The sequence below is a fragment of the Streptomyces sp. NPDC047081 genome (assembly GCF_040643775.1).
Classification (GTDB): domain Bacteria; phylum Actinomycetota; class Actinomycetes; order Streptomycetales; family Streptomycetaceae; genus Streptomyces.
Genome location: NZ_JBEYUY010000006.1, coordinates 152613 through 172863 on the forward strand (window position 1 = coordinate 152613; position 20251 = coordinate 172863).

The window sequence follows — 20251 nt, forward strand, 5'->3', positions numbered from 1 at the left end:
CCCGTACGAAACGGGGTGACCGCCCTCACCGAATGAGCGCCGCGCTCACCGCCGCCGCGTGCGACCGGCCGCCGCGCGCTCGGCGGCGAAGACGTCGTCGAGCCGGAAGAGCTGGGCCCGACCCGCCTTGCCCGCCGCCCGGAGACGGCCCAACTGGACCCACTTGCGGATGGTCGCGGGAGCGACGCCCGCCTCCTGGGCGGCGAGCGGCCCGGGGAGGAGCGTCGGCAGGTCGGCCCTCAGGTCGGTCCTCAGGTCGGTCCTCAACGGTGGTTCCACTCCCCTTCGTCCCAGGTGTGCCGGTAGGCCGGATCGTCGTGGCAGCCGCAGTCCGGCACCGTGCATCGGCAGGCCGGGTTGATGCAGAGGACGCCGCCGCGGTCCGGGAAGGCGCGCAGCGAGACCGAGTCGCACCACGGGCAGCGGCCGGAGACGCGGACGACGGTCTCGGTGTCACCCAGCGCGCGGGCGCAGCGCCTGGCCATCCGGCGGGACTCGTCCCGGACATGCGCGGCCAGCACCGGGTCTGCGGCGATGTCGTCGAGGAGTCCCGCCATACGGCGCAGCCGCTCGGGCACGGTCGCGCGACGGGCGCGGGGCAGGCCGAGACGTTCACGCACGGCCTCCTCCAGTTCGACCACGCCGTCGGTGATGTCGCGGATGGTGTCGGAGATGTGCAGCCGGAGTGGGGCCGCGCTGTGGCCGGGCACGGCGAGGCCGTGCCGCTGATGGAACAGCAGCGCCTCCTCTCGCTCCCGCCGCAGCTCCGCCCCGTACTCCGGCGCGGGGTGCGCCGAGGAGCGGGGGGCCGCGCCGGCACGGCCCGGCGCGAGTTCGGTGGACAGTTCGGGGAACTGCTGGGCCAGCATGCCGATCCACAGGGCGGCCTGGGACACGGCGGCCGGGCCGTCCGGATGGTGGTCCGGCGGACAGGAACTGCTGGCTGCGGACATGGGGCCTCCCCCGTTGGTTCATGTCGTTGCTTCATGTCGGTTCGTTCGTCTGGGCGAGCCCCCAAGTTTACAGATTGCGCGCGCGCCCGCAACATATTCCCCTGTCACTCTCGCGCCTCGAACCTTCACGACCCGCGCAGACTTTCCTCGTTACTTGCCCGAGAGCACGTAATTCCGCGCGCGCAAGCAAGCTAAACTCGTCACACCCCCAGAAAGCGAGCAGACATGAACACCCAGGATCTGGAGGCGTTCGCCGCATGGGTCGAGGACCTGATGCGCGAGCGCGGCTACGACATCGACAGTCCGCGCGGTGGCGGCAAGTCCCGGATCGCGGATGAGGCGGGCGTACACCGCGCTGCCGTGACCCGTCTGCTGCAGCGCCAGAGCATGCCGGACCTCGAAACCACCCGCCGCCTCGCCCGCGTGCTCGGGGTCCCGGTCCGCGACATGCTCATCCGCTCCGGCCGGCTGACCGCCGAGGAACTGGCCGACGCCCACGATCACCTGCCTCCGCCCGCCCCCGGCGCCGAGCCCGGCCGCCGCCCCACTCCGGAGGAGGTGGCCGACCTGCTGGGCATCCCGGCCGACCGGCGGGACATGTTCGTACGAGTGGTGGAGCAGTTCCTGCCGGACGAGTCGCAGACGGCGACGGGGACATTCCCGGGTACCGACTGATCCCCCACCACCGAACCTCCCCCGCACCTCCCGAGCCGCCCGAGCGGCCCGTCGATCCAACTAGTTGCGCTCGCGCTCGCAACGTGTCACAGTTGGTGCAGCGGCGGAGCTGTGCCCACGACGGGAACGGTCCGCCGCTCTTCCGTAGAGGCACCTATGCGAAGGGAGGTCACCCCGTGGCCGATCCGACGGTCACCTTCCCCGACGTCGAACGGCTCGTCGTCGACTTCCTGACCGACCGCACCGAACTCGCCGCCGCCACGGTGGACAACGTCCCGCCGAGCGGATTCGACGGCACCCAACAGGTCGTCCTGGTCTCCCGCGCCGGCGGGGCCTGGATCGACGACCAGCACCTGGACCAGCCCCTGGTGGACTTCGAGGTTTACGGCCCTGACAAGACCACCGCGCACACACTGGCCCTGCTGGTCCGCTCCGCCGTCCTTACGCTGCGCGGCACGACGTACGACTCCGCCCATGTCACGGACGTGGTCGAGGCCGACGGTCCGCGCTGGCTGCCCGACTGGAACCGGTCGGCGGCCAACCGCTACTACGCCACGGTGCGGCTGCACATCCGCCCCGCCTGACGCCCCCGAGCACGCCGTCCGGCGCCCGCTCCCCTGAACAGGCCCTGCCGACAAGGTCGTTACGGCAGGGCCTTCGCCATGCCCGCGGCACGGCGCAGGGCAACAACCCACCCGTTCAAAGGAGTTACCCATGGCAGGCAGCAACGCCAACGAGATCCGCGTCGCCGGTACCGGCCGCATCCTGGTCGCCCCGGTCGGCACGTCCGCGCCGACCGACATCAGCACCGCGTGGGCGGCCGGCTGGAAGGACCTCGGCTACACCTCGCAGGACGGCATCAAGCTGGCCAAGAAGGACAAGCTCGACCCGGTCGAGACCTGGCAGTCGGTCTCCCCGGCCCGGTTCATCTACTCGGACCGCGACCTGACCGTGAAGTTCCAGCTGCTGCAGCTGAACGAGGACACCCTGCCGTTCTTCATGGGCGGTGACGCCGTCGCCGAGACCGCCGCCAGCTCCGGCATCTACAAGTACGACCTGGCCGCCGACCCGAAGTTCAACGAGAAGGCGCTCGGCATCGAGTTCACCGACGGGACCGACATCACGTACCGCTTCGTCGTAGCCCGCGGCCAGGTCACGGAGACCGAGGAGCTGTCCCTGACCCGCACCTCCTCCATCAAGCTCGGCGTCACGTTCACCGCCCTGGCGGTCGACAACACCAAGCCGCTGGCGACCTTCCTGATGAAGGACCCGGCGTACAGCACGGCCTCCTGATCCATCCCCTCCCCGGCGGGCGGGCCGGGGCTCCCCACCCCGGCCCGCCCGCACCAACGCCCTTTCCAGACACAGGAGTTGATCCATGACTTTCGATGTGACCGCTGCCCGCGCCCAGCGTCAGGAAGCGCTCGGCCAGGCCTGGTCCTTCACCCTCGACGGGGACACCTTCACGCTCCCCACCGAGCTCACCCGCAAGACGGCCCGCGCGCTGCGCGAGCTCGACGACAACGACGTGGACGGCCTGCTGGGCGTCCTGCTGGGCAAGGCCCAGTTCGAACGCTTCGACCTGCACGAGGTCACCATGCAGGACATCGCCGCGATCCTGGAGGCGTACGGCAAGGAGACCGGGCTCGGCCTGGGGGAAGGCTGAGCCTCGGCGAGTTCGTCGACGAGCACGCCGAGGCGCTGGAGGCGGACCTGCTCCGCCACTACGGCGTGGACCTGCTGGACTTCCACCGCGGCCGGCTGACCTCCCGTCGGCTCGCCGTGCTGGTCAGGCACCTGCCACGCGACAGCGCGACCCTGCGCGCCCTGCACGGCGAGGCGGCCGACTGGACGGTCACCGACCACCTCCTCGCCGCCGCCGTCGACCAACTCGCCGAGGCGAACTGGATGTTCGCCACCGTCAACCGGGACGAGGACGCGGAACCGCTGGAGTACCCGACGCCGATACCGAGGCCGGGCGCGCGGGAGGCAGAACCGGATTCCGAAGTGCCCGGCGTCCGCAACCCCAGCCCCGCCGAACTGGCCCAGTTCTTCACGTAGCCCGGTCCTTCACGTAGCCCGGTCCTTCACGCAGGAGTGATGACATCTCGTGACCCTCTACACCGCGCTCAGCAAGCTCCCCTACCCCCAGTCCACCGACACCGCGGACCTCCCCCTCCACCTCCAGTCCCTCGCGGAGGGCATCGACGACCGCACGATCCTGCGCTACGCGACGGCAGCCGACCGGGATACGGCGGTCACGACCCCGGTGGCCGGAATGGTCACCTGGCTGACCACCCCCGGGACCCTCAGCTACTACACCGGCTCGGCGTGGGTCGCGATGGGCGCCTGGAACACGTACACCCCCGCCTGGACGGCCGAGACCACGGCGCCCGCGATCGGGAACGGGACGCTGACCGGCAAGTACGCGATCGTCGGCAAGGTCTGCCACTTCACGACGCTGGTGGCGTTCCAGTCCACGACGACCTACGGCAGCGGCAACTACTACTTCAGCCTGCCGGTCACGGCCGGCGCGCTGGGCGGACTGCCGCAGTTCCAGGGGGTCGCGGTGAACGTCACGTCGGGCGGTCGGGCCATGCTCACCTGCCAGCCCGCGGCGAGTTCGGGTGCGACGACCTACACCCTGTGGGGCCCGTTGTCGAGCTCGTCCCCCGCGCTCTCCCAGATCAAGGAGACCGGCATCCTCGGCACCGCGTGGGGCAGCGGCGGGGTGATCCGGGTGGTGGGCACCTACGAAGTGGCTTGAACAGCCTCCGTTTACCGCTCCCCCTCACAGCCACGTGGAGTACCCTGCAACAGTTATCGCTCACACGTTCGATTTACGGTTGTCGAGGGTCCGGGCGATGCGGAGGGATGGGGGCTCATGACGAGGGACGACGGCACGGCACAGGGCGAGACCGAGGCCGAGGAGGCGGCCACGGAGCTGCGGCACGCCCTGGCCGCCCACCTCAAGGGCCATCCCCTGCCGCCCGACCTCGTGATCACCACCCGCGCCGACATCGAACGCCGAGAGTTCCGCGCGTACGGCCAGGGCTGGCGCGACCGGGGCGAACACGACGAACGCCGTCGCACGGAGGCGGCAGCGGAAACGGCATGGTCGAGAACCGGCCACCTCACCCCCACCGACGCCACGGTCCTCCCCTTTCCGTACCCGTCCGGCCCCGCGTCGGCCCGACCGCACCCGGACGACGAAGGTCCGTGACCGGCGACGGGGCGACATGGCACGGACACCATGGACTCAGTAAGTCAGGTAGGCGATGAGCACGGCTACGCATATGGCTTCGGTGGCGAGCAGCCACCCAAGTGGATGCCAGGCCTCGGAACGCGAATCCAGTTCCTCCCGAGTGCGCACCCGCCGCCAGGGTGAAGCGGGGTCGTAGACGAGCAGGGTTTCTTCACCAGGTTCACCCAGGATTCTGCGACGGAGCGGCGAAATATAGATGACCTTCTCGCCCGAATTCGTCACGAATTCAAAACTCGTCGAGTAACTCCCTTCCGAGATCGAGACGTTTCGACAGAGACCCATGGCCTCTACACCTGCATCCCTTAGTCGCCGTTCAACCCACAATGGAATCAGGCCGAACCAGAAAACAAAGGGAACCGGAAAGACGGCCAAGCCAACCAAAAACCACCCGAGCACATCCACCCGGTAAGCATGTCACATAGCGCCACGGAGTGACAAGATCAGCCCATAGATCGGAGAAAGCCATGGCAGTCACGCCTTCGAAGAACGGCGATGACAGTGTCGGGTACTTCTGGACGAAGGATGAAGCCGACAAAATAAAGCATAAGCTCAATGGCCTGAGCACCTCCGTGGACATATTGAAGGTGGCTGCTGGAGTGGCCGCCTTCGGCATCACGCCGATCAAGATCGATGCGGCCTTCTTCAAGATGGACGAGAAGGGGATCGTGGTCGGTGGGGTGCAGAGATTCACCTGGCCTCACGCGCGAGACGAGAAAGCAAAACTGGATTCCGCAGAAAGAAAGCTCGTCAAGACCAGCCAGCAGGCAGAAAAGGCCTACGCCGAGGCCGCGCGGGCGACCGGCATGGCGAAACGGCTACAGGATCGTCTGGGCGCATCGAGCTGGGGAGCCACAACCGAGACCAAGAACGCGGTGAACGCCAAAAAGGAAGCCGACAAGGCCTTCAGTGAGATGAAGGAGACCAATCTGGCCATCGCGCGGATGGCACAGGAGGCGGAAGACAAGAAAAAGATCATTGCCCGACAGAAAGAGGATGCGGAAGCGTCGCTCAAGTCCATGGAGTCAAGACTTTCCACCCTGAGCACAAAAATGCGCGAGCTGGAGTCCGTGGCGGCCGGCAGCTGATTCATTTCAGAAGAACAGTACTCAGGAGTTTCCATGAGCATTCAGTCATCGTTCAATAAAGCGACGCAAAGCATCACCCGGTTCCGTGAAGCGGTCAGCAGAACGTCCTCCGCCCTGCCCGGTATGCAGCAGGCAGCGCAGCGGGCCGGTTCCTCCGTGAGCGGCCTGACCTCGACCGCGAACAACAGCACAGCACTCACCAAGTTCAAGACCGGCTCCGACCAACTCAGCACCTCCCTCACCAGACTCAAGACCTCCGCCACCCAAACCAGCACCGGCATGGACAGGATCAAGTCGGGAGCCGGCGGCGCCGATGGCGGTATCGGCAGGGCCCGTACCGGTACCGACAAGCTCAAGTCCTCCTTCGACAAGCTGAAGTCGGCCGCCAAGGGCGCCCACGGAGAGCTTCAGACCGTCAAGAAGCAGGCCGACGCCGTCGAGAAGTCCGTCGGTAAGGCCGCCAAGAACGCCGACACCGGCGGCAAGTCCATGGGCAGCCTCGGCAAGGGCCTCAAGGGCGCCTCGCTCGCGCAGAAGGGGCTCAACCTCGCGATGTCGGCGAGCCCGTTCGGGCTCGTGATGACGCTGCTCACGCCGCTCATCGCCCAGTTCATCAACATGGACAAGATCACCGCCCTGCTGCAGAAGGGCGTCTCGTACGCCATGAAGCACATCGGTACGGCGGTCGGCGGACTGGTGAAGAACGCGGGACCGCTGCTCAGGGGCCTCGGCAACGCCATGCTCGCCCCGCTGACCGGCCTCGCCGTCGCCCTCAACGGCCTGCTCGGCGCACTCGCCGGCATCCACATCAGCATCCCGGACTGGGTCCCGAAGTTCGGCGGCCGTTCCTTCGGTTTCCCCCACCTGAGCGTGCCGGTCCCCCACCTCGCCACCGGCGGTGTCGTCCAGGCTCGTTCCGGCGGCACCCTCGCCCTGCTCGGCGAGGCCGGTGAGAGCGAGGCCGTCATCCCGCTGTCCAAGCTGGAGCGCACGCTCGGCCACGGCGGCGGGCTGCGCACCCTCACCGCGGCCGTGGAAAAGCTCGCCGACCGCCCGGTCGTCGTCCAGGTCGACTCGCAGGAGATCGCCCGCGCGGTGTTCCTGGGGCAACGCCAGCTCGCCCGCCGCTAGACCCCGGACAGCACCTCCAGTACGCCGACGGTCACCCCGTCGGCTTTTTCATGCCCGCCTCCAGAACCTCCAGGAGTCCCCATGGGAAACCTCTGGATCGGCCGCCCCGGCTCCATGACCGAGATCGACCAGGCCGCCAAGTCCTTCGACCGCAGTTCCGACCTGGGCGTCAGCGAGTTCAAGTCGCTCGGCGGCCGGGTCACCGTCACCCGCAACCAGTCCCCCGTCCGCCGCCTCAAACTCGCGTGGGACCTGCTCGCCCCCGCGCACGCCCGCGCCCTGGACCGCATCGCCCGTGGGATCGACGGCTCCGGCCCGGTGTTCGTCGTGGACCCGGCCGCCGGGAACTTCCTGGGGCTCGACCAGGCCGCCGGCGTCGGTGTCGCCGGTGCCACCGACATCACGGGGCTCGCCCAGTGGTTCCGTACGTCGACCACGGGCACCCTCGCCGAGAGCACCACCGCAGCCGGTACGTTCACCTTCACCGCCGCCGACGCGACCAGCACGCTGGCCTGGCGCTGCGTCAACACCCTCGGCAACTTCCCCGTCGCGCCCGGCATGTCGGTCTCCTTCCGCGCCCCGACCGCGATCGCCGCGCTCGGCACCTGCCACGTCGGCCTCGACTACAAGAAGGCGGACGGCAGTTACCTCAGCTCGGCCGGGGCAGACGGCCCCGTCGTCACCGGCACCGCCCCGACCGGCGCCGCCTACGTCACCCCCGTCGCCCGCCCCGGCACGGCCGGCGCCTACTCCGTCGCCGGCGCGTGCCTCACCTACGGCGGCACCCCGGAGGACGGACTGGCCGGCGAGGGGCTGCCCCCGATGTCCGTCACCGGGTACAGCGACACCCCGGGCCACCCGCTGCCGTACCGGAATTTCAGCATCGACCTGGTGGAGGTCTCCAGTGCAGCAGGCTGACGACGCCACGACCGCCGCTCTCGCCGCCGGGGAACGGACCACCACGCACAGCACCCGGCTCGGCGGTAAGGATCTCTCCGCACAGGTCCAGTCCTGGCAGCTGGAGCGGTCGTACGCCACCGATCTGCCCGCCGCGATGCGGGCGTTCTCGGGTTCGTCCTCGGCGCAGCTCCAGCTCCAGCTGTCCGGCACCGGCGGCACGACCGCGCCCGAGCTGTACGCGCCCTGGGCGGACCGTTCCACCGGCGACCTGGCCCGGCCGGGCCAGTCCGTGGTGCACCGGGGCGGTGTCGGTACGACGACCCTGCCGGCCTTCCGCGGCACGCTGAGGTCCCGCTCGGCGCAGGCCGGCACCGACTCGGTGCAGCTCACCGCGTTGGACGGCGCCGAGCGGCTGCGCGGACCGGCGCTGCTGCCGAAGCCGTACGCCGGCTTCTACTGGGGCCGGCCGGTCGCCACCGCCACCTGGTGCGTGGACGAACTGCTGCGGCAGGCCGGCGTGTTGACCGCGCCCCCGGCCCGCTGTCCCGCGTTCGCCGAGGGCCAGCCGCTCACGCTTGTCCACGCGTCCCTGCATGGCGGCTTCGCCACCCCGTACGGCCAGCCTGAGGTCCTGCCCGCGGCATCCGACTACACCTGGACCCGGGACGGCGCCCCGCACGCGATGGCCCTGCTGCCGACGAACGAGGCGGGCACCGTGACCGCGAGCTGGTTCCCGCGCTCCCGGGTGACAGTGCCCGGCACCCGGCTGTTCGCGGAGGCCTGGGTCAACCCGGCGATCGGCCCCGGGGACACGGTCACCCTCGAACTCGTCCTGGACCGCACCGGCACCGCGCGCGGCTCCCTGCGCATGGAGGTGAACTTCGCCGCGGGCACCGTCCGCATCTACTCCGCCACCGTCGACGGCTCGTACTGGTACTTCGAGTGGTACTGGGACGGCCTGGCCACCCTCAAAGGCCCCTGGCACATCGGCGCCCTGTTCGACACCACCGGCAGCGGCGCCTCGGTCCACCCCACCGTGCAGCCCCGGCTGACCGGCCCCGACGGCAGCCAGTACCTGGGCTCCGCCGCCACCTACGTGGAGAGCGCGGGCCTCCAGAACGCGGCCGAACTGCGCGAGCTGAAGCTGACCACCGGCATGGCCGTGGAGGGCGTGCAGCTCACCAGCGGGCTGTCCGCCATGCCCACCGCCTCGGTGTTCACCCAGGCCGGCACCTGGACCAAGGGCGCCGAGCTGGACGACGCGATCCTGCCGCTGTACGCGGTGCCGCGGGTGTCCGGCTCGCAGTGGGAGGTCCTCGGCCAGATCGCCAAGGCCACCATGGCGACGGCCGAGTTCGACGAACGGGGCATCTTCCGCTGGCGCAACCACACTCGCTTCAACGACATCCCCACCACCGCCGACCTCGCGCTCACCTCGGTGCGGGACATCGCCTCACTGACCCTCACCGAGGAGATCGACGCCTGCCGCAACTACGTCGTCCAACCCGCCAAGGTCTGGGAGGACTTCGGCGTCGACGCCGGCACGACGTACACCGACACCGTCGTACGGACGATCCCGGCGGGCGGCACCCTGACCGTGCAGTACGTGATGGCCGAGGAGGAGTTCGACATCGGCCCGCCCAGCACGGACGACGACTCGGTGACGACCTCGGGCTCCCAGGTCCGCTTCGCCACCACCGCCGCCGGCACGACGGCGGTGAAGGGCGCGGTCGACGTACTGACCCGCCGCGAGGACGGCTACCTGGTCGTCCGCTTCAGCAACCGCAGCTCCCAGACGCTGTACACGGCGAAGAAGGACGGCACCCCGTCCGTCTACCTGATGACGCTGAAGCCACAGGCCGACCCGGTGGACCGCAAGGCGACCACCTATGCGGCGGGCACAGCCAGCGAGAAGTACTACGGCCGCCAGGAGCACACCGGCGAGTCCACCGACTGGGTCCAGGACCTGTCCGCGGCCCAGTCCATCGCGGACTCGCTCTACGACGCCGGTGCCTACCCGGTGCCGGTCATCGGCGACGTGGAGGTGCTGTACGACCCGCGCGTACAGCTCGGCGACATCGTCCGGCTGACCGACACCAGCGGCACCCGCCTGTCCACCCTGGCCTGGGTGGTCGGCATCAGCACCGCGGCGACCGCCGACGCCGGGATACGCCAGACCCTCACCCTGCGCGGCACCGAACCCAACGGAACGCCGGCCGACAAGAACCTCACCCCCGACGCGGCCGCCGACCCGCCGACCGTGACCCTGGCCACGTACGCCTCGGTGACCGCCGCCTTCGCGACCCTGGCCACGCTGACCGCCTCCGGATACTCCTGGGGCGAGATCAAGGAGTCCGCGTATGCCTGACACCACGGCGTCCGACACGACGGCCTCCGACACCTCCACCGACGACACGTCCTCGGTGACCCTGGACGACGAGCAGTTGGCCCAGCTCACCGAGGCGGTCACCACCGAGATCGCCGGCTACCTCACCTCGACGCCGTTCGTCGCCGTTCCGGTCGAGGTCACTGTCACCGTCCCCGATCCGGCGACCGGGGGACCGGAGGAGCCCGGCGAACCGGAGGACCCGACAGAGGCCACCGCGCCCGTCGGTTCGGGCGGTCCCCCGTCCAGCGACACCGGCACCGACCCGACGGCACCGGTCGAGGTGTAGTCGCCCGTTCGGCCCGTTCCTGTACTCGTGTCACCTCGACGGGCTGCCTCAGCAACTGGGCCTGCGGCAGCCCCACGACCTCCCCGTCGCGCCCCTCGCCGGACGACTGGTCCCCGTCCTGACATCACCGCAGGTCCGGACCAATGCAAGCACCACACCGAAAGGCACACCCATGGCCGAACCCCTGTCCGCCGACGCCCTCGTCTCCGCCCTGCGGGCCGAGGGCGTCACCCTCGTCGAACACGCCGGCTGGCGTACCAACAACCGCAACAGCAAGGGCAGTTGGGGCCCGGTCAACGGCGTCGTCATCCACCACACCGTCACCTCCGGCACCACCGCCACCGTCAACCTGTGCTTCAACGGCCGCGCCGACCTGCCCGGCCCGCTCTGCCACGGCGTCATCGCCAAGGACGGCACGGTCCACCTCGTCGGCAACGGCCGCGCCAACCACGCCGGCAGCGGCGACGGAGACGTCCTGCGGGCGGTCGTCGCCGAGCGCTCCACCCTGCCCGCCCCCGACCAGAACGACACCGACGGCAACACCCACTTCTACGGCTTCGAGTGCGTCAACCTCGGCGACGGCAAGGACCCCTGGCCCGAGGCCCAACTGGACGCCATGGCCCGGGCGTCGGCCGCGCTGTGCCGGGCGCACGGCTGGACGGCCGCCTCCGTCATCGGCCACAAGGAGTGGACCAGCGCCAAGATCGACCCGCGCGGCTTCACGATGGCCGCCTTCCGGGCCCGGGTCGCCGACCGGCTCTCCGCGAAGCCCACCAAGCCCACCACGCCCGCCAAGCCCACCTACCAACCCTTTCCCGGTACGGCCTGGTTCAAGAAGAACCCCGAGTCTCCGGTCGTCACCGCGATGGGCAAGCGCCTGGTCTCCGTCGGCTGCTCCGCGTACGCCGACGGCCCCGGCCCCCAGTGGACCGAATCCGACCGCAGGTCCTACGCCAAGTGGCAGCGCAAGCTCGGCTACACCGGCAGCGCCGCCGACGGCTGGCCCGGCGCCGCTTCCTGGGCCGCGCTCAAGGTGCCGTACGTGAAGGAGGTCTGACGAGTGAAGGACTCGAGCAAGCGCACTCTGCGCACCTCCCTCCAGACCACCGTCGGCGTGGCGGTGATGCTGCCGCAGATCGTGCAGGCCTCCGGCATACCGGCGGCCCTGCCGTGGGTGGCCGGTTCGCTCGCCGTCGCGGGCGGGCTGACCCGGGTCATGGCGCTGCCCGGTGTCCAGGCCCTGCTGCCGGAGTGGCTGCGCACCGGAGGAGACACCGATGGGTGACCCGGACCCGAACGACCCGATCGCCGTCGCCCTGGAACTGGAACGCCTACGCGGCACCCTTGAGGCCGGCTTCGCCCGCGTCGACGGCTCCCTCGCCCTGCTCGTACAGCGCAGCGACCAGACCGACAAGCAGCTCGCCGACCACGAGAAGCGCCTGGACTCCCTGGAGCGCTCCCGCTGGCCGCTCGCCAGCGTCGGCGTCCTCGCCGCCCTCACCACCGCGGCCGTGGCCGTCGTGGAACTGTCGAGCCGCTGACACGCCGAAGGGCGGTCACCCCGTACGAAACAGGGTGACCGCCCTTCAACTCATGCTGCTCGCTTACTGGTTGTACGGACCGTAGTCGTAGTCCTCCAGCGGAACGGCCTGGCCGGAGCCCGTGCCGAACGGCGAGTAGTCGATGTCGTCGTAGCCGACGGCCGAGTACATCGCGGCCTTGGCCTCCTCGGTCGGCTCGACCCGGATGTTGCGGTAGCGGGACAGACCCGTACCGGCCGGGATGAGCTTACCGATGATGACGTTCTCCTTGAGGCCGATGAGCGAGTCGGACTTGGCGTTGATCGCCGCGTCCGTGAGGACTCGCGTCGTCTCCTGGAAGGACGCCGCCGACAGCCAGGACTCCGTGGCCAGCGAGGCCTTGGTGATACCCATGAGCTGCGGACGACCGGAGGCCGGGTGACCGCCCTCCTGCACCACACGACGGTTCTCGGTCTCGAACTTCGAGCGCTCGACCAGCTCACCGGGCAGCAGCTCAGCGTCGCCGGACTCGATGATCGTCACACGGCGGAGCATCTGCCGGATGATGATCTCGATGTGCTTGTCGTGGATCGACACACCCTGCGAGTTGTACACCTTCTGGACCTCGCCGACCAGGTGGACCTGGACGGCACGCTGGCCCAGGATGCGCAGCACGTCGTGCGGGTTGGTGGCACCCACGGTGAGCTTCTGGCCCACCTCGACGTGCTCGCCCTCGCTGACCATGAGACGGGCGCGCTTCGAGATCGGGTACGCCGTCTCGTCGCTGCCGTCGTCCGGCGTGATGACGATCTTCTTGGTCTTCTCGGTCTCCTCGATCCGGACGCGGCCGGAGGCCTCGGAGATCGGGGCGACACCCTTCGGGGTACGGGCCTCGAAGAGCTCGACGACACGCGGCAGACCCTGGGTGATGTCGTCACCGGCCACACCACCGGTGTGGAAGGTACGCATCGTCAGCTGGGTACCGGGCTCACCGATGGACTGGGCGGCGATGATGCCGACCGCCTCACCGATGTCGACCAGCTTGCCGGTGGCCAGGGAGCGGCCGTAGCACATGGCACACGTGCCGACCTGGGACTCGCAGGTCAGGATCGAGCGGGTCTTGACCTCCTCGACACCGTGGTGCACGAGCTGGTCGATGAGCACGTCGCCCAGGTCCACGTTGGCCGGCGCGATCACCTTGCCGTCGATGACGACGTCCTCGGCGAGCATACGGGCGTAGACGCTGGTCTCGACGTCGTCGGCCTTGCGCAGCACACCGTCGGCACCGCGGTCGGCGATCCGCAGCTTCAGACCGCGCTCGGTGCCGCAGTCCTCCTCGCGGATGATGACGTCCTGCGAGACGTCCACCAGACGACGGGTCAGGTAACCCGAGTCGGCGGTACGCAGGGCGGTGTCGGCCAGACCCTTACGGGCACCGTGCGTGGAGATGAAGTACTCCAGCACGGACAGGCCCTCACGGAAGGACGCCTTGATCGGACGCGGGATCGTCTCGTTCTTGGCGTTCGACACCAGACCGCGCATACCGGCGATCTGCCGCATCTGCATCATGTTTCCTCGGGCACCCGAGTCAACCATCATGAAGATGGGGTTCGTCTTGGGGAAGTTCTCGTTCATCGCCTCGGCGACCTCGTTGGTCGCCTTGGTCCAGATCGCGATGAGCTCCTGAGTGCGCTCTTCCTTGGTGATCAGACCGCGCTCGTACTGCTTCTGGACCTTCTCGTCCTGCGCCTCGTAGCCCTTGACGATCTCCTTCTTCGCCTCGGGAACGACGACGTCGGAGATGGCCACGGTGACGCCGGAACGGGTCGCCCAGTAGAAGCCCGCCGCCTTCAGGTTGTCGAGCGTCGCCGCCACGATGACCTTGGGGTAGCGCTCGGCCAGGTCGTTGACGATCTCGGAGAGCTGCTTCTTGCCCACCGAGTAGTCGACGAACGGGTAGTCCTCGGGCAGCAGCTCGTTGAAGAGCGCGCGGCCCAGGGTGGTGCGCAGCCGGAAGGTGTCACCGGTCTGGTACTCCGGCTCGCCCTCCTCGACGGCCGGCGGGGTCCAGCCGCGCGGCGGGATGGTGCCCACCGGGAAGCGGATGTCGATCGCCGACTGCAGCGCGAGCTCGCCGGCGTCGAACGCCATGATCGCCTCGGCCGTGGAGCCGAAGGACCGGCCCTCGCCCTTGGTGTCACGCAGTTCACCGTCGGTGGTGAGGAAGAACAGACCGAGGACCATGTCCTGGGTCGGCATCGTCACCGGACGGCCGTCGGCGGGCTTGAGGATGTTGTTCGAGGACAGCATCAGGATGCGGGCCTCGGCCTGCGCCTCCGCGGACAGCGGAAGGTGTACGGCCATCTGGTCGCCGTCGAAGTCCGCGTTGAACGCGGTGCAGACGAGCGGGTGGATCTGGATGGCCTTGCCCTCGACCAGCTGCGGCTCGAAGGCCTGGATGCCGAGTCGGTGCAGGGTGGGAGCACGGTTCAGGAGAACCGGGTGCTCGGCGATGACCTCTTCGAGGACGTCGTACACGACCGTGCGGCCGCGCTCCACCATGCGCTTGGCGCTCTTGATGTTCTGCGCGTGGTTCAGGTCGACCAGGCGCTTCATCACGAACGGCTTGAAGAGCTCCAGCGCCATCGCCTTCGGCAGACCGCACTGGTGCAGCTTCAGCTGCGGACCGACGACGATCACGGAACGCGCCGAGTAGTCGACACGCTTGCCGAGCAGGTTCTGACGGAATCGACCCTGCTTGCCCTTCAGCATGTCGCTGAGGGACTTCAGCGGGCGGTTACCGGGACCGGTGACCGGGCGACCACGACGGCCGTTGTCGAACAGCGCGTCGACGGCCTCCTGGAGCATGCGCTTCTCGTTGTTCACGATGATCTCGGGCGCACCGAGGTCGAGAAGGCGCTTCAGTCGGTTGTTGCGGTTGATCACACGGCGGTACAGGTCGTTCAGGTCGGAGGTCGCGAAGCGGCCACCGTCCAGCTGCACCATCGGCCGAAGGTCCGGCGGGATGACCGGCACGCAGTCCAGCACCATGCCCTTGGGGCTGTTGCTGGTCTGCAGGAACGCGGAGACGACCTTCAGGCGCTTGAGCGCACGGGTCTTCTTCTGGCCCTTGCCGGTACGGATGATCTCGCGGAGGCGCTCGGCCTCCTCCTCCAGGTCGAAGGACTCCAGGCGCTTCTGCAGAGCAGCCGCACCCATGGAGCCGTCGAAGTAGGTACCGAAGCGGTCACGGAGCTCGCGGTAGAGGAGCTCGTCACCCTCCAGGTCCTGGACCTTGAGGTTCTTGAACCGGGTCCACACCTCGTCGAGACGGTCGATCTCGCGCTGCGCACGGTCGCGCAGCTGCTTCATCTCACGCTCGGCACCCTCGCGCACCTTGCGGCGCACGTCGGCCTTGGCACCCTCGGCCTCCAGCTCGGCCAGGTCGCTTTCCAGCTTCTTGGCGCGGGCCTCCAGGTCGGCGTCCCGGCGGTTCTCGACCTGCTGACGCTCCACGGAGACGTGCGCCTCCAGGGAGGGCAGGTCGCGGGTGCGGCGCTCCTCGTCGACGTACGTGATCATGTACGCCGCGAAGTAGATGACCTTCTCCAGGTCCTTCGGAGCGAGGTCGAGCAGGTAGCCGAGGCGCGACGGAACGCCCTTGAAGTACCAGATGTGCGTGACGGGGGCGGCCAGCTCGATGTGGCCCATCCGCTCACGGCGCACCTTGGCGCGAGTGACCTCGACGCCGCAGCGCTCACAGATGATGCCCTTGAAGCGGACGCGCTTGTACTTGCCGCAGTAGCACTCCCAGTCCCGGGTCGGACCGAAGATCTTCTCGCAGAAGAGTCCGTCCTTCTCGGGCTTGAGGGTGCGGTAGTTGATGGTCTCGGGCTTCTTGACCTCGCCGTGGCTCCACTGACGGATGTCGTCCGCGGTGGCCAGGCCGATCCGGAGCTCGTCGAAGAAGTTGACGTCGAGCACTATGCGTCAATCCCTCTCAGGGTTGTAAGTCTTTGGTCTGATACGGGGGTCCAGGGGCCGGCCGGAGGGTCCTCACCAGGTCCTCCGGCCGGACTCCCGTCAGACCTCTTCGACGCTGCTCGGCTCGCGCCGGGACAGGTCGATGCCGAGCTCCTCCGCCGCGCGGAAGACGTCCTCGTCGGTGTCACGCATCTCGATGGACATACCGTCGCTGGACAGCACCTCCACGTTCAGGCAGAGAGACTGCATCTCCTTGATGAGCACCTTGAAGGACTCGGGGATGCCGGGCTCGGGGATGTTCTCGCCCTTGACGATGGCCTCGTAGACCTTCACGCGGCCGGTGACGTCGTCGGACTTGATGGTCAGCAGCTCCTGGAGGGCGTAGGCGGCGCCGTAAGCCTCCAGCGCCCACACCTCCATCTCGCCGAACCGCTGGCCACCGAACTGGGCCTTACCACCCAGCGGCTGCTGGGTGATCATCGAGTACGGACCGGTCGAACGGGCGTGCAGCTTGTCGTCGACCAGGTGGTGCAGCTTGAGGATGTACATGTACCCGATGGAGATCGGGTCCGGGAACGGCTCACCGGAGCGGCCGTCGAACAGCCTCGCCTTACCGGTCGGCTGCACCATGCGCTCGCCGTCGCGGTTCGGGATGGTGTGCTGGAGCAGACCCGCCAGCTCGTCCTCGCGGGCACCGTCGAAGACCGGGGTCGCGACGTTGGTGCCGGGGGCGACGGAGTCGGCGCCGATCACCTGCAGGCGCTGCGCCCACTCCTCGCCGAGGCCGGAGACGTCCCAGCCGCGGCTGGCGAGCCAGCCGAGGTGGATCTCCAGGACCTGTCCCGGGTTCATTCGGGACGGCACACCCAGCGGGTTGAGGATGATGTCGACCGGGGTGCCGTCCTCCAGGAACGGCATGTCCTCGATCGGCAGGATCTTGGAGATGACGCCCTTGTTGCCGTGGCGGCCGGCGAGCTTGTCACCGTCGGTGATCTTGCGCTTCTGCGCGACGTAGACGCGCACCAGCTGGTTCACACCGGGGGGAAGCTCGTCGCCCTCCTCGCGGTCGAAGACGCGGACGCCGATGACCTTGCCGGTCTCGCCGTGCGGCACCTTCAGCGAGGTGTCACGGACCTCACGGGCCTTCTCACCGAAGATCGCGCGGAGCAGGCGCTCCTCCGGGGTCAGCTCGGTCTCACCCTTGGGCGTGACCTTGCCGACCAGGATGTCGCCGGCGATGACCTCGGCACCGATGCGGATGATGCCGCGCTCGTCGAGGTCGGCGAGGACCTCCTCGGAGACGTTCGGGATGTCCCGGGTGATCTCCTCGGGGCCGAGCTTGGTGTCACGGGCGTCGACCTCGTGCTCCTCGATGTGGATCGAGGAGAGGACGTCGTCCTGCACGAGGCGCTGCGACAGGATGATCGCGTCCTCGTAGTTGTGACCCTCCCACGGCATGAACGCCACGAGCAGGTTCTTGCCCAGCGCCATCTCGCCGTTCTGGGTGGCCGGGCCGTCGGCGAGGACCTGGCCCTCGACGATCCGGTCGCCCTCGTTGACGATGACCTTCTGGTTGACCGAGGTGCCCTGGTTGGAGCGGGCGAACTTGGCCAGGCGGTACGTGATGTACGTGCCGTCGTCGTTGGCGGTGGTGATGTAGTCCGCGGAGACCTCCTGGACGACACCCGCCTTCTCGGCCTTGACCACGTCGCCGGCGTCGACGGCGGAGCGGTACTCCATGCCGGTGCCGACGAGCGGGGACTCGCTCTTGATCAGCGGCACGGCCTGACGCATCATGTTCGCGCCCATGAGGGCACGGTTGGCGTCGTCGTGCTCGAGGAACGGGATCATGGCGGTCGCGACCGACACCATCTGGCGCGGCGAGACGTCCATGTAGTCCACGTCGTCACCGGGGACGTAGTCGACCTCGCCGCCACGGCGGCGGACCAGGACGCGGTTCTCGGTGAAGCGCATGCCCTCGTCGAGGGTGGCGTTGGCCTGCGCGATGACGAATCGGTCCTCTTCGTCGGCCGTCAGGTAGTCGACCTCGTCGGAGACGACACCGTCGACGACCTTGCGGTACGGCGTCTCCACGAAGCCGAACGCGTTGACGCGGCCGTAGGAGGCGAGCGAACCGATCAGACCGATGTTCGGGCCTTCGGGCGTCTCGATCGGGCACATACGGCCGTAGTGGGACGGGTGCACGTCACGGACCTCGAAGCCGGCCCGCTCACGGGAGAGACCACCCGGGCCAAGAGCCGACAGACGGCGCTTGTGGGTGAGACCCGACAGCGGGTTGTTCTGGTCCATGAACTGCGACAGCTGGCTGGTGCCGAAGAACTCCTTGATGGAGGCGACGACCGGCCGGATGTTGATCAGGGTCTGCGGCGTGATCGCCTCGACGTCCTGGGTCGTCATGCGCTCACGGACGACGCGCTCCATACGAGCCAGACCCGTGCGGACCTGGTTCTGGATGAGCTCGCCGACGCTGCGCAGACGGCGGTTGCCGAAGTGGTCGATGTCGTCGGTCTCGACGACGATCGACGTGCCGTTGTCCCCGACCGTCTCGGTCTCGCCCGCGTGCAGCTTCACCAGGTACTTGATCGTCGAGATGATGTCCTCGACGGTCAGCACACCGGCGTCCAGCGGAGCATCCGCGGCCAGCTTCTTGTTGACCTTGTAGCGGCCGACCTTGGCGAGGTCGTAGCGCTTCGGGTTGAAGTAGAGGTTCTCGAGCAGCGTCTGCGCGGCCTCGCGGGTCGGGGGCTCGCCCGGACGCAGCTTGCGGTAGATGTCGAGCAGTGCGTCGTCCTGGCCCTGGGTGTGGTCCTTCTCCAGGGTGGCGCGCATCGACTCGTACTCGCCGAACTCCTCCAGGATCTGCTCGGTCGTCCAGCCGAGAGCCTTGAGCAGCACGGTGACCGACTGCTTGCGCTTGCGGTCGATGCGGACACCGACCATGTCGCGCTTGTCGATCTCCATCTCCAGCCAGGCACCCCGGGACGGGATGATCTTGGCGGAGAAGATGTCCTTGTCGGACGTCTTGTCGATGGAGGAGTCGAAGTAGACGCCGGGCGAGCGGACGAGCTGCGACACCACGACACGCTCGGTGCCGTTGATGACGAAGGTGCCCTTGTTGGTCATGAGCGGGAAGTCGCCCATGAAGACCGTCTGGGACTTGATCTCGCCGGTCTCGTTGTTGGTGAACTCAGCCGTCACGAAGAGCGGGGCGGCGTACGTGAAGTCGCGCTCCTTGCACTCGTCGATGCTGTTCTTCGGAGGCTCGAAACGGTGGTCGCGGAACGTCAGCGACATCGACCCGGAGAAGTCCTCGATCGGGGAGATCTCCTCGAAGATCTCCTCCAGACCGGACTTGGTGGGGACGTCCTGACCGGACTCCAGAGCCTCCTCGACCCGACTCTGCCAAGCGGTGTTGCCGAGCAGCCAGTCAAAGCTCTCGGTCTGCAGCGCGAGCAGGTTGGGAACCTCGAGAGGCTCCTTGATCTTTGCAAAAGAGATGCGCAGCGGGGCAGTGCTGGCGCCGTTGTTCATATTCGCGTTCGAGGCAGTGCGCGAGGCGGCCAAGAGGGGGTCCTTCCGAGGGCTCGGACTCACTACGCGCTCCCCGGCCCCTCACCCACCACACAGTCCACAAAATCCCAGGTCAGAGATGATGTGATCGACAGTGCTGAGGCGAGGGCAGACCCCTGGTGACGGGCAGGGGACAGCTAACAGGCAGCGCAAAGGGTCAGTGTAGCCACTTGGCGCACTGATGTCCAGCCCCGATTTTCTGTGACCCTCGTTGTCCTCAACGCCCTTGGCATGCCTGCCCATTCAACGCACGTTGATACTGCCCTCTTCGTCGCCGATCCATGCCTCGGATTCGGACCGTTCTGGCGACGCGTCCTGAGAATTGCGCGCTGCGTGCGGTTCGTCAAGGCCCCCCAGCCCGAACCAGGGCTTTCGGGAGACACGACGAAGATCACCATACCCCTCGTGTCCGAGGCCGCAAGGCAACCGTGGCCACGCCTCCAGGAACGCCGAAGAGCGACCACCCGGATGG

The 20251-nt window shown here is 68.2% G+C and carries 20 protein-coding genes; 15 read left to right on the forward strand and 5 right to left on the reverse strand.

Annotated features, from left to right (window positions below; all coding sequences use genetic code 11):
- Positions 1-45: 45 nt before the first annotated feature.
- Positions 46-267: a hypothetical protein gene (locus ABZ848_RS13605; protein ID WP_360830190.1), complete on the reverse strand. Its 222-nt coding sequence runs from the start codon at positions 265-267 to the stop codon at positions 46-48.
- Complete coding sequence (locus ABZ848_RS13610) at positions 264-869, reverse strand: hypothetical protein (RefSeq protein WP_360830939.1); 606 nt, start codon at positions 867-869, stop codon at positions 264-266. Before ABZ848_RS13610 ends, ABZ848_RS13605 begins: the two co-directional genes overlap by 4 nt.
- Before the next feature lie 309 nt (positions 870-1178).
- Here ABZ848_RS13610 and ABZ848_RS13615 point away from each other — a divergent pair, with 309 nt between their 5' ends.
- The 7 genes from ABZ848_RS13615 to ABZ848_RS13645 all read left to right on the forward strand — a co-directional run bounded on the left by ABZ848_RS13615 (position 1179) and on the right by ABZ848_RS13645 (position 4851).
- A complete protein-coding gene (locus ABZ848_RS13615) occupies positions 1179-1628 on the forward strand; it encodes a helix-turn-helix transcriptional regulator (RefSeq protein ID WP_360830193.1) in 450 nt (149 codons plus the stop codon).
- Between the two features lie 176 nt (positions 1629-1804).
- Complete coding sequence (locus ABZ848_RS13620; RefSeq protein ID WP_360830196.1) at positions 1805-2212, forward strand: hypothetical protein; 408 nt, start codon at positions 1805-1807, stop codon at positions 2210-2212.
- Positions 2213-2342: 130 nt separating this feature from the next.
- The gene (locus ABZ848_RS13625; protein ID WP_360830199.1) at positions 2343-2921 is read left to right on the forward strand and encodes a phage tail protein; all 579 of its coding nucleotides are present in this window, start codon (positions 2343-2345) and stop codon (positions 2919-2921) included.
- Between the two features lie 85 nt (positions 2922-3006).
- Positions 3007-3294 (forward strand): hypothetical protein, encoded by a 288-nt coding sequence (locus ABZ848_RS13630; protein ID WP_360830202.1) that lies wholly within the window; start codon positions 3007-3009, stop codon positions 3292-3294.
- Between the two features lie 65 nt (positions 3295-3359).
- Positions 3360-3689: a hypothetical protein gene (locus ABZ848_RS13635; RefSeq protein WP_360830204.1), complete on the forward strand. Its 330-nt coding sequence runs from the start codon at positions 3360-3362 to the stop codon at positions 3687-3689.
- A gap of 49 nt (positions 3690-3738) precedes the next feature.
- Positions 3739-4395 (forward strand): hypothetical protein, encoded by a 657-nt coding sequence (locus ABZ848_RS13640; protein WP_360830207.1) that lies wholly within the window; start codon positions 3739-3741, stop codon positions 4393-4395.
- A 117-nt stretch (positions 4396-4512) separates the two neighbouring features.
- Positions 4513-4851, forward strand: a complete 339-nt coding sequence (locus tag ABZ848_RS13645; protein ID WP_360830210.1) for a hypothetical protein — start codon at positions 4513-4515, stop codon at positions 4849-4851.
- Between the two features lie 36 nt (positions 4852-4887).
- On the opposite strand, the gene ABZ848_RS13650 is transcribed toward ABZ848_RS13645, so the two are convergent.
- Positions 4888-5295, reverse strand: coding sequence for a hypothetical protein (locus ABZ848_RS13650; protein ID WP_360830213.1), 408 nt, complete (start codon positions 5293-5295; stop codon positions 4888-4890).
- 62 nt (positions 5296-5357) lie between these two features.
- Here ABZ848_RS13650 and ABZ848_RS13655 point away from each other — a divergent pair, with 62 nt between their 5' ends.
- The 8 genes from ABZ848_RS13655 to ABZ848_RS13690 all read left to right on the forward strand — a co-directional run bounded on the left by ABZ848_RS13655 (position 5358) and on the right by ABZ848_RS13690 (position 12225).
- Positions 5358-5978 carry a hypothetical protein gene (locus tag ABZ848_RS13655; RefSeq protein WP_360830216.1) on the forward strand — a complete coding sequence of 207 codons (621 nt, stop codon included), beginning with the start codon at positions 5358-5360 and terminating at the stop codon, positions 5976-5978.
- A 33-nt stretch (positions 5979-6011) separates the two neighbouring features.
- Positions 6012-7109 carry a hypothetical protein gene (locus tag ABZ848_RS13660; RefSeq protein ID WP_360830218.1) on the forward strand — a complete coding sequence of 366 codons (1098 nt, stop codon included), beginning with the start codon at positions 6012-6014 and terminating at the stop codon, positions 7107-7109.
- An 81-nt stretch (positions 7110-7190) separates the two neighbouring features.
- On the forward strand, positions 7191-8027 hold the full coding sequence (locus ABZ848_RS13665; RefSeq protein WP_360830220.1) for a hypothetical protein: 837 nt from the start codon (positions 7191-7193) through the stop codon (positions 8025-8027).
- On the forward strand, positions 8014-10377 hold the full coding sequence (locus ABZ848_RS13670; RefSeq protein WP_360830223.1) for a hypothetical protein: 2364 nt from the start codon (positions 8014-8016) through the stop codon (positions 10375-10377). Before ABZ848_RS13665 ends, ABZ848_RS13670 begins: the two co-directional genes overlap by 14 nt.
- On the forward strand, positions 10370-10684 hold the full coding sequence (locus ABZ848_RS13675; RefSeq protein ID WP_360830226.1) for a hypothetical protein: 315 nt from the start codon (positions 10370-10372) through the stop codon (positions 10682-10684). Before ABZ848_RS13670 ends, ABZ848_RS13675 begins: the two co-directional genes overlap by 8 nt.
- Positions 10685-10856: 172 nt before the next feature.
- Positions 10857-11741, forward strand: coding sequence for a peptidoglycan-binding protein (locus ABZ848_RS13680; protein WP_360830229.1), 885 nt, complete (start codon positions 10857-10859; stop codon positions 11739-11741).
- A gap of 3 nt (positions 11742-11744) precedes the next feature.
- Positions 11745-11969, forward strand: coding sequence for a hypothetical protein (locus ABZ848_RS13685; protein ID WP_360830232.1), 225 nt, complete (start codon positions 11745-11747; stop codon positions 11967-11969).
- Positions 11962-12225, forward strand: coding sequence for a hypothetical protein (locus ABZ848_RS13690; RefSeq protein WP_360830235.1), 264 nt, complete (start codon positions 11962-11964; stop codon positions 12223-12225). The genes ABZ848_RS13685 and ABZ848_RS13690 overlap by 8 nt, the downstream gene beginning before the upstream one ends.
- Positions 12226-12288: 63 nt before the next feature.
- Here the strand turns inward: ABZ848_RS13690 and ABZ848_RS13695 are convergent, their stop codons facing one another.
- Both ABZ848_RS13695 and rpoB read right to left on the reverse strand, forming a co-directional pair.
- Entirely contained in the window at positions 12289-16188 is a 3900-nt protein-coding gene (locus ABZ848_RS13695; protein ID WP_360830238.1) for a DNA-directed RNA polymerase subunit beta', read from the reverse strand.
- A 99-nt stretch (positions 16189-16287) separates the two neighbouring features.
- Positions 16288-19773 (reverse strand): DNA-directed RNA polymerase subunit beta, encoded by a 3486-nt coding sequence (gene rpoB, locus ABZ848_RS13700; RefSeq protein WP_360830241.1) that lies wholly within the window; start codon positions 19771-19773, stop codon positions 16288-16290.
- Between the last annotated feature and the right edge of the window lie 478 nt (positions 19774-20251).